Annotated in this window: 8 protein-coding genes and 3 tRNA genes; 6 read left to right on the top strand and 5 right to left on the bottom strand. The window is 40.2% G+C overall.

Annotation, left to right across the window (positions count from 1 at the left end):
- Positions 1 to 36: 36 nt before the first annotated feature.
- Positions 37 to 1524, bottom strand: coding sequence for a RagB/SusD family nutrient uptake outer membrane protein (locus HWE15_RS01350; RefSeq protein ID WP_290505698.1), 1488 nt, complete (start codon positions 1522 to 1524; stop codon positions 37 to 39).
- A gap of 19 nt (positions 1525 to 1543) precedes the next feature.
- Positions 1544 to 4537 carry a SusC/RagA family TonB-linked outer membrane protein gene (locus HWE15_RS01345; protein WP_290505697.1) on the bottom strand — a complete coding sequence of 998 codons (2994 nt, stop codon included), beginning with the start codon at positions 4535 to 4537 and terminating at the stop codon, positions 1544 to 1546.
- Between the two features lie 480 nt (positions 4538 to 5017).
- Here HWE15_RS01345 and HWE15_RS01340 point away from each other — a divergent pair, with 480 nt between their 5' ends.
- A complete protein-coding gene (locus HWE15_RS01340; protein ID WP_290505696.1) occupies positions 5018 to 7669 on the top strand; it encodes a DUF5686 and carboxypeptidase regulatory-like domain-containing protein in 2652 nt (883 codons plus the stop codon).
- Between the two features lie 49 nt (positions 7670 to 7718).
- On the opposite strand, the gene frr is transcribed toward HWE15_RS01340, so the two are convergent.
- The 3 genes from frr to HWE15_RS01325 all read right to left on the bottom strand — a co-directional run bounded on the left by frr (position 7719) and on the right by HWE15_RS01325 (position 9607).
- Complete coding sequence (frr, locus tag HWE15_RS01335; protein ID WP_290505695.1) at positions 7719 to 8279, bottom strand: ribosome recycling factor; 561 nt, start codon at positions 8277 to 8279, stop codon at positions 7719 to 7721.
- 8 nt (positions 8280 to 8287) lie between these two features.
- On the bottom strand, positions 8288 to 8998 hold the full coding sequence (gene pyrH / locus HWE15_RS01330) for a UMP kinase (protein WP_290505694.1): 711 nt from the start codon (positions 8996 to 8998) through the stop codon (positions 8288 to 8290).
- A 114-nt stretch (positions 8999 to 9112) separates the two neighbouring features.
- Positions 9113 to 9607: a biotin/lipoyl-containing protein gene (locus tag HWE15_RS01325; RefSeq protein ID WP_290505693.1), complete on the bottom strand. Its 495-nt coding sequence runs from the start codon at positions 9605 to 9607 to the stop codon at positions 9113 to 9115.
- A gap of 78 nt (positions 9608 to 9685) precedes the next feature.
- Between HWE15_RS01325 and HWE15_RS01320 the strand changes: the two genes are divergently transcribed.
- The 5 genes from HWE15_RS01320 to HWE15_RS01300 form a co-directional block, all read left to right on the top strand.
- Positions 9686 to 12310 carry a M1 family metallopeptidase gene (locus HWE15_RS01320; protein ID WP_290505692.1) on the top strand — a complete coding sequence of 875 codons (2625 nt, stop codon included), beginning with the start codon at positions 9686 to 9688 and terminating at the stop codon, positions 12308 to 12310.
- 144 nt (positions 12311 to 12454) lie between these two features.
- Positions 12455 to 12537: transfer RNA gene (locus HWE15_RS01315), tRNA-Tyr, on the top strand.
- A 78-nt stretch (positions 12538 to 12615) separates the two neighbouring features.
- A tRNA-Gly gene (locus HWE15_RS01310) sits at positions 12616 to 12688 on the top strand.
- Between the two features lie 26 nt (positions 12689 to 12714).
- Positions 12715 to 12786 (top strand) — tRNA-Thr (locus HWE15_RS01305).
- 60 nt (positions 12787 to 12846) lie between these two features.
- On the top strand, positions 12847 to 13222 hold a 376-nt coding region (locus HWE15_RS01300), incomplete at its 3' end, for a GTP-binding protein (protein ID WP_290505691.1).

Below are 13222 nucleotides of genomic sequence, written 5' to 3'. Positions count from 1 at the left end.
ATGTACACTTCCTTTTACTATCAGGATATTATATGATTAATAACCTGGGTTTTGAGTCAAATTAGGGTTAGCATTGATTTGCTGCAATGGAATTGGGAACAATGCTCTGAATGGTTCAGATTGTCCTTTTTCCCACCATGGATCATTCCAAGTTCCAAAACGGATTTGGTCAGTTCTTCTAGAAGCTTCAGCAAACATTTCGCGACCACGCTCATCATAGATGTCTTCTAAAGTCAAGCTTGTAAATGCAGGCATTCCAGCTCTTTCTCTAACCATATTGATTGCAGCTAGAGCCACATCAGTTTTTCCTTGACGGAATGCAGCCTCACCTTTTGTAAGGTACATCTCAGCCAATCGGAATAATGGATAGTCATTGCTCAAGCTTGATGCAGCACCAGAAGCAAATTCAAACTTTCCTACTCGAGCACCAGCTTGACGGAAGGCATTCGGAGCAAGCATATTGATTTCTGGAGTGAAAGTCAATGGCTCACCATCTGGATCATCTGCTTCTGCAGAGATATCTCTCAATCGGGTACCATCAGCAGCAAACTGAGGACCAACGATGAAGGCAGACTTTCTAACATCATTGTCATCGAACTTGTTGTAGAATTCTTCCAAAGAAGCATATCCATTCCAAGGCTGCTCTTGCAAATTGTAGGTGTTTTGGCTTAAGTAATGAAGAGTCATTTGAGCCAAGTTGAAACCACCAGCATTATTTTCGTCATAAGGAAGGGTCAAGATATTCTCGGTAGATCCTCCGTTTCTAGTAGCAAAGTTGCTGAAGAAGTTAGATGACAAAGAATAAGGACCGCTAATGACTACATCAGCAGCAGCTTCCGCATCAGCCCATCGTGGTGTACCTGTATACACCTCAGCATTCAGATACAATTTAGCCAAAATCGCATGAGCAGAGTAATAGTTCATGGTAGACTTGGTGTCTTCTTTTGGAAGTAAGTCTACATTTTCTAGTATTGAGCTCTCGATAAAGTCGAATACTTCCTGACGAGAATTGTTGGTTGGGTTACCACCGGAAGATGTTTCAGTAATGATTGGAACATTTCCCCAGTTATCGATTAGCCATAGGTAAACAAGAGCTCTCAAAACTCTTAATTCAGCATTCAATGCTGCTACGTCAGGGAAGGAAATCATCAAGTTGTTGATTTCACCGATAGCTGTGTAGCAATAGTTCCACGAGTTGTTGAATGCCTCATCAGAGGGTGCCCAAGTGTGTCTGTGTGCTCTTAACCAAAGACCACCATCTTCCCAGTCAGCACCTTTTTGTGGAATTGCCATCTCGTCAGAAGACACTTCATTGATAGACCAAATACTGTTGTGTCCACCCCAGCTACCCACGATTCGGGAATAGGCTGAAGCTTTCAAAACATCAATCAACTGTGGGTTATTACTATTCGCCACATCCTCAGGAGTCACCCCATCGAGTACCTCCTGCTCCAACTCCCAACAGGATCCCAATAAAAAGACCACGGGGATCAACAGAAAGGTTTTTCTAATTGATTTTAACATATCTCTGTTATTTGATTGATTACTTAAAGTTTACGGTTAGACCCAAAGTGAAGGATCTAGTTTGAAAATACGTATTTCTACGCTCAATACCTGGAGAAAGTGAAGTGGTAAATCCATCACCATTCTCAGAGTCATTGATTCTAACTTCAGGATCGATACCTGTGTAGTTAGTGATGGTGAAGAGGTTTTGCGCAGCAAAGTACACTCTAAAAGAACTTAGATTAGGGGAATTGGTTTTGAAATTATATCCCAATTCCATGTTATCCAATCGGATGAATGATGCATCCTCAATATAAGAACTATTGAAAGTTGGGGTTGAGGTGATCAAAGGATTAGTTGGAGTCTTGTCAGTGATTACGGAGTTCCAAGTGTTGGAAGCACCATCAGCATTTTCGTAGAAACCTCTATAAGAGTTGTACAAGTCATGACCCCAAGCGCCTCGGAAGAAGAAGCTCAAGTTCCACTGACCCCACTCCAAGTTGTTAGCGAAACCGAATTCACCTTTTGGAAGACCGTTACCCAATCTTTCAAATTCATTTGGATCGGTAGTAGAAAGGATGTATTCACCACCTTCGGAGATACCCAACAATCTTGGACCATAGAAGTCACCCAAAGTTTGACCTACTCGGTTGTAGATAATTGGATTGTTGTTCTGACCTGGCGATCCTGGAGTTGCAAAACGCAATTCGTCAAATCCTAGCTCACCAGCAGACAAGCTTTCAATTTGTGTTTTCTGATAAATGGTAAAGTTGAAAGATGGAGTCCACTTCAAAGAACCTTTGCCCAGTCTGTTAGCGGAAATTGCGAATTCGAAACCAGCATTTCTCAAGTCTGCCAAGTTAACCCATGTAGAAGATGCAGTATTAAATCTTCCAGGGTCAAATGGGTTTGGAGCGCCGGTAGCTACTGGCACATTAAACAATAGATCAGAGATGTTTCTAGTGTAATAATCTACGCTACCAGAAAGTAATCCGTCTAGTAATCCGAAGTCGATACCAATGTTGAATTCTTTTTTGGTTTCCCATTTCAAATCCTTATTAGGGTTTGAGTTTTGAACGATACCTACAAAGATGTCATTGGTTGTCAATGGATCGCCATCAAGATCAATTCTGTTACCATTTCCAAATACACCCAAAGCTAGGGTTGGAGATGGAGGAAGGTTACCAGTCACACCGTAAGAAACTCTTGGCTTGAACTGGTCAAAAATTCCCATGTCAAAAATCTGAGTGAAGTCAGAACCAATAGACACTGCAGGGAAGATACCAGTTTGATTATTTTCACCGAATCCAGAATAGGTTTCAGCCCTTACGGAAGCAGATAAGAACAACCAGTTGTTGTAGTTGAAGTTTGCTCTACCGAAAGCAGAGTTCAATTGATCTTCGTTAGCAAAAGAGTACAAGTTGGTATTTGCTCCTAAACGGATTGCACCAGCACCCAAATTATTCCATCCCAAGTCAAATAGGTATTGACGAACTCTAGCGCCAAAGCCTTCATTTTTGGTTTTCTGGAATCCAAGACCACCTAACAAGGTCATATTCAAACCGTCGGAAAGATCTGTTTCAAAACGCAATGTTGTTTCGAAGATTTTTTGGTCTCTGTCAAAAGCATTTCGCTCAGCAGATCCACTGGCACCGAAACCAACTTGGAAATCTTGTCTTGACCAGAATCCACCAGAAATAGTGTTTCTTCTATCCTGAGAATACTGAGCTGACCAAGTCAAGTTTGGAAGGAAGTCATATTCTACTCTATAGGAAGTCAAGGCAGTTTTTGTCTCACCGATAAACTGCTGCTGCTTCGCCAAGGCTACAGGATTGTAGAAGTCAAACAAGTCTCTTTGGAAATAACCTCCAAATCGCTCCTGAGCAGATTCAGTATTTTCGAATACAGGTGCAGTAGGGTTGTAAATAGTCGCATATCTAAATGCAGCGTCATTGATAGACTCAGAATCAACATTGGTGAAGGACAAGTTTACATTGAATCTCAATTTGTTGTCCAAAGCACCTTGAGAAAGGTTGATTCGAGTATTTAATCTTTGGTTGTTGGTTCCGTCAACGATACCTTGGTTGTCTCGGTAGTTAACCGATGCCATATAACTGGTATTTTGGAATCCACCAGAGATACTAGCATTAGTTGTGTAAGAGAATGCATCGCTAATCAATTCTTCTCTCCAATCAGTGTTACTTCCGAAGTCTGTACCACCTCGAGCTACGAATTCTTCTGCAGAAAGCACAGGGATTAAATTAGTAGCCTGATCCATAGTAGCGAAAGAGTTGATGGTCACGTTTACATTGCCGTCTTTCTTACCAGAACGAGTTGTAGTAATCAAGATTACACCGGAAGAACCTCTAGCACCGTAAATCGCAGCGGCAGAACCATCTTTCAATACATCGATGGACTGAATGTCATTCGGGTCTACGTTTTCTAAGGAAGCACCAATTACTCCATCCAATACGATTAGAGGAGAAGAGTTGGCGCCGAAGGTAGAAAGACCTCTCAATCGGATATTAAATCCGTTGTTTGGGTTACCACCTGGTCTTGTGATAGATAGACCAGCTACTTTTCCTTGAAGCAACTGAGCAGGGTTGGAAACGTTACCTCGGTTGAAATCTTCAGGTTTTACACCTACAACTGCAGATGTAATTTCTTTTTTGTCTTGAGAACCATAACCGATAACCACTGCTTCTTCCAAGCTTTGGATATCTTCTTCTAGGTTAACAGTAAAAGTACTTTGGTTTCCAATCTCTACCTCTTGAGTCAGGTAGCCAACAAAGGAAATCACTAAAATTTGATCGCCAGGCTGAATTTCAAGTGTAAACTTTCCATCCAAATCTGTTGCGACACCCCTCGTGGTACCTTTAATTAAAACGGTGGCACCGGGAACAGGGTCTCCCAAAGAAGCATCCAGGACTGTACCTGTAATGGTTCTGTTTTGCGCATTGGTCATGATCGAGACTCCAAACAGGAGTGTCAAGGCAAGAGCCAATGTTTTGAACTTTTGTAAATAATTTCTCATAGAGTTTTTTGTTAGTAAAAAGCGAAATAGGTATGAGTACTTAATTTCGAAACTAATGTGTTGTTTATTTTTTGATTTTGCAATATTTAAGAATTGCACTCGATCCATATCGAATTCATGCTAATTAAAGGAACAAAGTTTATTTTGCTTAATCAGTATTTAATTCTCTCATTTTGTGAAAAAAAATTAATGGAAAACGTTTTCCTTTTATTAAAAATTAAAAAATCGAATTTTTATTAAAAATTTGAAAATTTGCCATCTTGGTGAAATACGCTTCTAGAGCATTGGAAAACATTTTTAAAAAATTTTAAAAAGTACTCCCGTTTATTAAAAAAATTAAAATGCATAAAAGTCTTTAAATAGTTATTTGTTACTTCAAATATGAATACTTCTTTAGACAAAGTGTTTTATTCCAACAATAATAGACTTTAGTCGTAAGCTTTTTAACAATCATTTGATAAGGGTTTTTGAAATACTATAATGAGATATACTCTTCCAATTCTTTTTTTGACTTTAACCTTCATGGTAAGTCCTTTTTTAGGATTCTCTCAAGGGATTCGAGGTACGGTCAGTTCAAATGACGGCGAAGCGCTTCCCTTTGCTTCGGTATTTATTCGAAATCTTGGGGATGGAGTTCCGACTAATGTTGAGGGGTATTATGAAATCAAATTAGCCGAAGGGATTTATGATGTCTATTTCCAGTTTTTGGGTTATAAATCCAGAATAGAAACTCTTATTGTAAAGGGGGATGAATGGACAACTTTTGATGTACAACTCGAGCCACAAGTTTACACCTTGGAGCAAGTTGAAGTAAAAGCTGGAGCTGAAGACCCAGCTTTGACGATTATGCGGAAAGCCATTGCAAAAGCTAAGTATCATCGGCTTCAGCTTCAGGAATATGAAATGACCGTATATCTAAAAGGTACCGGCCAATTGACTGATGCTCCATTTTTCATGAAGAAAACCCTTGAGAAAGAAGGTTTGAATCTCAACGAGGCCTACACCTCGGAATCCGTTTCAAGAATTAAATTTTCCTTACCTGATAAAATAGAGGAGCGAGTAATTTCTATTCGAACGAATGGGGAAAATCAAAATACTTCACCAGCTCCATACATTCAGACCAGTTTTTACCAAGAAAAGATCAATGAGATCATTTCTCCTTTGTCCCGAGCGGCCTTTCAATATTACCGTTTTCGATATGAAGGAAGCTTTTTTGATGACGGGGTAATGGTCAGTAAAATCCGAGTCATACCTAGATCAAAGGGAGAACGAGTTTTTGATGGGTATATTTATATAATAGAGGATTTGTGGGCTATTCATAGTCTCGATTTGAAAACGTCCTTATTGGGCTTTCAAATAGAAGCCATGCAGCAATATGCGCCGGTTGCGGATAACGTTTGGATGCCATTCACACATACCTATCGATTTTCAGGGAAATTTTTTGGATTTGCTGGGGAATTCAAATATCTGGCTTCTACCCGGGACTATGAAGTAACACTGAATCCGGACTTGGCACATACACCCATACTTATTGATGAAAAAATAGAGGATGTGCCAGTTCAGCAAACTGAGCAAGTAAGTGAGTCAGCGTTGTCTACTCTAGAGAAATTGAACAGTGAAGAACCTAAAACAAGAAAGGAATACCGAAAACTTCTGAATGAGTATGAGAAAGAAATGCTCAAAGAACAAAAAGAACCGGAAGTTGTGACTGAGCGAAACTATAGCATTGATAGCTTGGCTAAAAAACGGGATTTGAGTTATTGGGATAGTATCCGGCCTGTTCCGCTTACTGCAAAAGAGATTCAAGGATATGAAAGAGATGATAGTCTAGCAGTCATTGAAGCTGCCAAAATGAGTGATGTGGACTCAGTAGCTCAAAAAGCCCGAGAAAAATATAAGCCTCTTGATTTCCTTTTTGGGGATAATTACTACTTCGGAAATGGGGTGTCTGTAGGTTTTGAGCAAAATTTAACCAAGCTTTCCTTCAATACAGTAGAGGGTTGGAAAGTAGGATTGGGGATGTTCTATCGTAAACAAAAAGTAATCAAGCTTGCTGATAGTGTGAATACCATCCGAAAGAGTTTCAATATTGAACCCGAGTTGCGGTACGGGTTTTCAAGTAAGCGCTTTTATGGGACAACTACTATTCGATGGTCTACCACCAAACCAACTTCCGGCTATTCCTATGGACTGGAAGGAGGTCGGTATATTTACCAGTTTAATGGAGAAGAGCCGATAAATGAACAGGTTAATGCCTTGTATTCTCTTCTTTTCAGGCAAAACTACATGAAGCTTTATGAACAAAGTTTTGCTAGATTTTTCTGGGCACATCGGGTAGATTATTCCTTGACTTATCGAGTGAATGTAACTCTCGCGGATCGTCGACAACTTTTTAATCAATCGAACTATAGTTGGTACAATAAGCCAGAAAGGGTTTACTCTTCCAATCAGCCAGAAAATGTGGAAGCAGGAAATGCTTCATTTCACGATCATCAAATTGCGAAACTCCAATTGGGAATAGAATGGAGACCTGGTATAAAGTATGGTATTCGAAATGGAAGAAAATATCCGATTTCCGATCGGGCCCCATTGATCAAGGTAGATTATATTAAAGCGTTTCCTAGCCTGATGACGCAACAAGATTTTGCAGCGGACTTCGATCATTTACGAATCGGTATTGAGCACGATTATACCTTCGGGATAAGCGGGAAATTAGATTTTAATATTACAGGAGGTGTTTTCCTAAATTCAAATCAGGTGTACTTTCCAGATTTTCAGCACTTTGGTGGAAATCGAACCATCTTTTCCAATTTTGGTCCTGCTTCCAATTACCGATTCATGGATTATTATAAATACAGCACGAGTAGTTCCTACGTTTCCGGAATTTTTCATTATCAATTCCGAAAATTTCTATTCACGCAATTACCTATGTTGAGATTTTCAGGTGTTCAGGAGAATATTTTTCTGAATTACTTGAAGACTGAAAATTCTCCGCATTATGTGGAGGTAGGGTATTCTTTGGATAATCTTTTCAGACTGTTCCGGGTAGAATTCGGAGCAGGCTTTGAAAATCGAAAATACCTTCGAGGTGGGGTCAGGTTTGGGATTGCAACATTCGTTACTATCAATTAAATAAAAAAGGCCACATCAAGTGGCCTTTTATTGGAATGATAGTTATAGATCAGACTTTCATGATCTCTGCTTCTTTTTTAGCAAGAAGCTCGTCGATTTTAGAGATGTACTGATCTGTCAATTTTTGAACTTTTTCTTCTGCTCTTTTGACCTCATCCTCTGAAGCACCGTCTTTTTGAAGTTTTTTCAGGGAGTCATTGGTGTCCTTTCGGACTGTCCTTACAGAAATTTTACCATTTTCACACTCGTGTTTTGCCTGCTTGACAAGGGTAACTCGTCTTTCTTCAGTTAATGCAGGTATGGTCAAAATTATAATCTCTCCGTTGTTTTGAGGAGCTAATCCAAGATCGGAATTGATAATGGCTTTTTCGATTTCTGAAATCAAGTTGCGCTCATAAGGTTTGATGGCTAAGGTTCTAGCATCAGGCGTTGTAATAGAAGATACCTGATTAATAGGAGTAGGGGTGCCATAATAAGGAACCATGATGCCATCCATCAAATTGGGCATAGCCTTTCCGGCTCGGATTTTCACCAATTCGGCAGCGGTATGATCCACTGCTTTTTGCATTTGTTCTTTTGCGTCGTCTAAGTAAAGTTCTATTTCTTCCATGAGATTGCTTAGATTGATGTGATTAGCGTACCGATTTCTTCACCTTCTACAAGTTTGCTAAGGTTCCCGGCTTTATTCATGTCAAATACAATGATAGGCAAATTGTTTTCCTGGCAAAGTGTAAATGCCGTCATGTCCATGACATTTAGATTTTTTTCATACACTTCATTGAATGAAATGGTGTGGTATTTAGTTGCGGATTTGTCTTTTTCCGGATCTGCAGTGTAGACTCCGTCCACTCGAGTTCCTTTCAATACAACATCTGCCTCAATTTCGATAGCCCTAAGACTGGCAGTAGAGTCCGTCGTGAAATAAGGATTGCCGATACCCGCACCAAAAATCACGATTCTTCCTTTTTCAAGGTGACGAATCGCTCTTCTTCTGATGAACGGTTCACAGACGCTTTCTACTTTGATTCCGGACATCAGGCGAGTGTATAAACCAGCCTGTTCCAAGGCACTTTGAAGGGCCATGGCATTGATCAATGTTGCCAACATCCCCATATAATCGCCTTGTACACGATCAATTCCTGATTTTTCGGCTTGAACTCCTCTGAAGATATTTCCTCCTCCGATCACGATGGCTATTTCGACACCCATCTCTTTAACTTTCTTGATCTCTTGGGTGTACTGTTGCAGGCGATTTGGATCAATACCGTAGCTTTTTTCGCCCATCAAGGCCTCTCCGCTTAGTTTAAGGAGGATTCTTTTGTATTTCATTTGGTTAGATATTTTCAATCTTGGAATCGACTAGCCATCGAAAAAAATTTCGACAAATATAAATTCTATCCCTGACAATCTTAATCATTTTTTAGCTTTTAGATGACGGGGTGCTTAGAAGGTAATCAATACCTGGTTTTTTTCTACACTTTGTTTTAGGCTGACTTTCACGTCAGACACAATGCCATCACCTGGAGATTTGATGATGTTTTCCATTTTCATAGCTTCCAATATAAGTACCACGTCTCCTTTTTTCACCTCATCTCCCGGCTTGACTTTCAGATCCAAAATCAACCCCGGCATAGGAGCTTTGATGTCCTGAACATTTGCTGATCCCTGATCTTCCATCCCCATTTCCTCCAGCAATAAATCGAATCGGTCTTTTAATGAAACAGAAACCACCTTTTTGTTCAGCCTGATCTGAAGGGTTTTTGATTCTCGGTCTATGCTGACCAATTCCGCTTCCATAGATTGGCTGCCATTGATCAAGTGAAACCTTTTAGAGTCGATGGGTTGAAGGTCCCAGCTCAATGTTTTCCCTGAGACTTGGGTGCCTTTGTCGGTTTTTTCTACCGAAAAGCTTTTTTCCTTAATGATAACTGAAAACATTCCTGCTATTTTGAGCTTTCAATCCTGAAATTTGATGATTTCGGATAAGATTTGTCAAATATCCAATAATTGAACACGATGCCAAAGAATATTTTGGGAAAGAATACACTTTTCGGGGTGTTCGGTCTTTTGATCGGATTATTCTCCTGTAAAAGTTCCCAAGAATTAATAGAGACTGATTCGGATGACGCTGCTATTGTTGTTTCTGAAATTTCATCTGAAAAAGCAAAAAGTGATTCGATTCGCTTGGCCAGGCTAGCTGCCCAAAAAGAATATGAGCTGACGGCTTACCGATCAGCCTCCACAAGGCGTTTTGATATTTTGGATACTGAGTTGGATTTATCCTTTGATTATCAAAATCAGACGGCTTTGGGAGAAGCCATCTTGCAAATTAAGCCATTCGCTAAAAAACAACGGGAGTTAATTTTAGATGCAAAAGATTTTGAGCCAGGCCGAATTTATTTTTTGCACGGAGATGAAGAGACCGTGGTGAACTATCGCTACGATTTCAAGCAGTTGTTTATTTATTTACCCAAAGAACTCAACCCCAAAGACACCTTCAAAATCCGGATGAAATACACTGCTTTTCCAGAGCGAAATTCCGGTTCTGATAATCTGGCCATTACAGATACAAAGGGTTTATATTTCATAGACCCTCTAGATACCCTTCCGGGAAAGCCAACCATGATTTGGACGCAAGGGGAGACTGAATACAACAGTAAATGGTTTCCGACTATTGATCAGCCCAATGAGCGTTTTACGCAAACCATCCATTTGACCGTGGCTGATAGCTTAACTACCGTCAGTAACGGCGTTTTGATCAAACAGGCACCTTTGGAAAATGGGCTAAGGAAAGATACTTGGCGAATGGATATTCCCCATGCACCTTATTTAGCGGCCGTAGCCATTGGCGATTTTGACCGAGTGAAGGATGACTACAATGGACTTTCAGTTAATTATTATGTAGAAAAAGGCTATGGGAAAGGGGCGGCGAAAGTTTTTCAGAATACTCCTGAAATGATTGAATATTTTGAAAAAATCCTTCAAATCAAATTCCCTTGGCCAAAATATGATCAGATCGTTGTTCGGGATTTCGTTTCAGGTGCCATGGAAAATACAACGGCCTCGATTTTTATGGAGGAATTGAGGTTGACTGAACGGGAAGCTATCGATTCGGAATGGGATTACATTATCGCGCACGAGTTGTTTCATCAATGGTTTGGTGATTATGTAACTGCAGAGTCTTGGTCGAATCTCACATTGAATGAGGCATTTGCTAACTACAGTGAGTATTTATGGAATGAATACAAGTATGGTCAAGATGAGGCAAAACTGAAATTAGCAGTCGAGGCAGAGACCTATTTTCAAGAGGCTCAAACCAAACAAGTCGATTTGATCCGCTTTTACTATCAAGATGCGGATGGGGACATGTTTGATGCGCATTCCTATTCCAAGGGGGGATTGATTTTGCACATGCTTCGCCAGTATTTGGGAGATGAGTTGTTTTTTAATGGACTTACTTTTTATCTCGAGGAAAATGCCCTTCAAAGTGTTGAAGTCCACAATTTAAGATTAGCCTTTGAAAAAGTCAGTGGAGAGGATTTGAATTGGTTTTTCAATCAGTGGTTTTTAGATAAGGGCCATCCGGAGCTAATGGTGGAAGTGGATTATTCCCAACCTGAAAACCTGTTGATTTCTGTACGGCAAATCCAGGATTTAGAAAATTCACCCCTGTATCGATTGCCATTTGAAGTTAGCTGGTATGAAGGAGAGGAGCGAAGAAAGAAGCGCTTTGTTTTAGAAAAGGCATACCAACAATTTGCCCTAGAAAATGAAAGGCCTATTTCCCAATTGTATTTTGAGGAAGGAAAAAATCTATTGAGTAAAATCAGTACGAGTTATCCCTCTTCATTCTATGTTCGCCAATTCCAAGAATCCCAATTGGGAATTGCCCGTTACGAGGCTTTGGATTCCTTGCTGGCACGGGAAGAAAATACCCTACTCCAGCCTTTATTAGAGAAAGGATTAGAAGATTCTTTTTGGAGCATCCGTGAGCTTTGTCTTCAAATATTACAGCAGAACCCTGAATGGATTGAAGAGGTAGGTTTGGAAAATAAGGTGTATGAGTTATCTGAAAATGATCCTGAAAATTCGGTGCGGGCAGGTGCTATAGATGTTCTAGGTTCATTTAATCCAGATAAATATTTGAATACATTTACCCGTATGGCTAATGATTCGTCCTATTTGGTGGCTAGTTCTGCATTGATGGCAATGAATTTAGCGGTCAATAGCCCCCTTGATCCTCAATTCATGGAGCGCTTTGAGCAAGAAAATAATTACAGGATTTTGGTCCCTCTTGCTGAGTATTACCTTAATCAAAATATTTCAGGAAAAGGAGATTGGTTTCAGTCTAAGCTGCCTTACCTAAGCGGGGAGGGGTTATATTACTTCTTGGGGTATTACAGTGAATATTTTGTGTATCATCCTGAGGAGGGAAAAGAAGAAGCGACGAAGTATCTTTTGAATCAAATGGAGAATAGTCCACAAGTCTTTGTGCGTCTCGGGGCGTTTCAGGGATTGTTGAGTTTTGCAGATGAACCTGAGATTTTGGAGGAAATGAATCGGATAGCAGCACTTGAAAGCAATGAACAGATCAAAAATTACTTCGAATATTTTCTTCAGACATTAAATGATGAAAATTAATGCATTGATTTTAAGCATGTTGAAGGATATTTTCAGAAAATCTTTTTAAAAATATTTTTGATGCTTTGAAACTTTGTGAAAAGCCCATAATTTTGCCATCCGTTAACACAGAGATGACTTGAAAATAGCTGTGTTGATCTAGTTGGGGGAATACCAAAGCGGCCAACTGGGACGGACTGTAAATCCGTTGACTTATGTCTTCACAGGTTCGAATCCTGTTTCCCCCACATAGTTGCCTAATTGTAAAATTTTTTTCTAATTTTGCAGGGCCAAAATACAAGGGAGTAATCCCAGAGAGATTAAAAGCGGGAGTAGCTCAGTTGGTAGAGCGGCAGCCTTCCAAGCTGCAGGTCGCGGGTTCGAGCCTCGTCTCCCGCTCAATGCTTTTAAAGCATCGGGTAAAAGCCGACGTAGCTCAGGGGTAGAGTACTTCCTTGGTAAGGAAGGGGTCACGGGTTCAAATCCCGTCGTTGGCTCTTAACGGCTTCAAAATTAAATTAAATATATCTTTAAACTTAAACTGAGGATTTTCAAGCATGGCAAAAGCAACATTCGACCGTTCCAAGCCGCACGTAAACATCGGTACGATTGGACACGTAGACCATGGAAAAACTACATTGACTGCCGCCATTACTACTGTATTGGCTAAACAAGGTCTTTCCGAACTAAGAGATTTCTCTTCTATTGACAACGCTCCAGAAGAAAAAGAAAGAGGTATCACTATTAACACTTCTCACGTAGAGTATCAGACTGCTTCAAGACACTACGCTCACGTAGACTGTCCTGGTCACGCTGATTACGTTAAGAACATGGTTACTGGTGCTGCTCAGATGGACGGTGCTATTCTAGTAGTAGCCGCAACTGACGGACCAATGCCTCAAACTCGTGAGCACATCCTTCTTGCTCGTCAGG

Source organism: Algoriphagus sp., from assembly GCF_013373065.1.
GTDB lineage: Bacteria > Bacteroidota > Bacteroidia > Cytophagales > Cyclobacteriaceae > Algoriphagus.
Note: the sequence above shows the minus strand (reverse complement) of the source record. Positions and strands in the feature narration are given on the sequence as shown.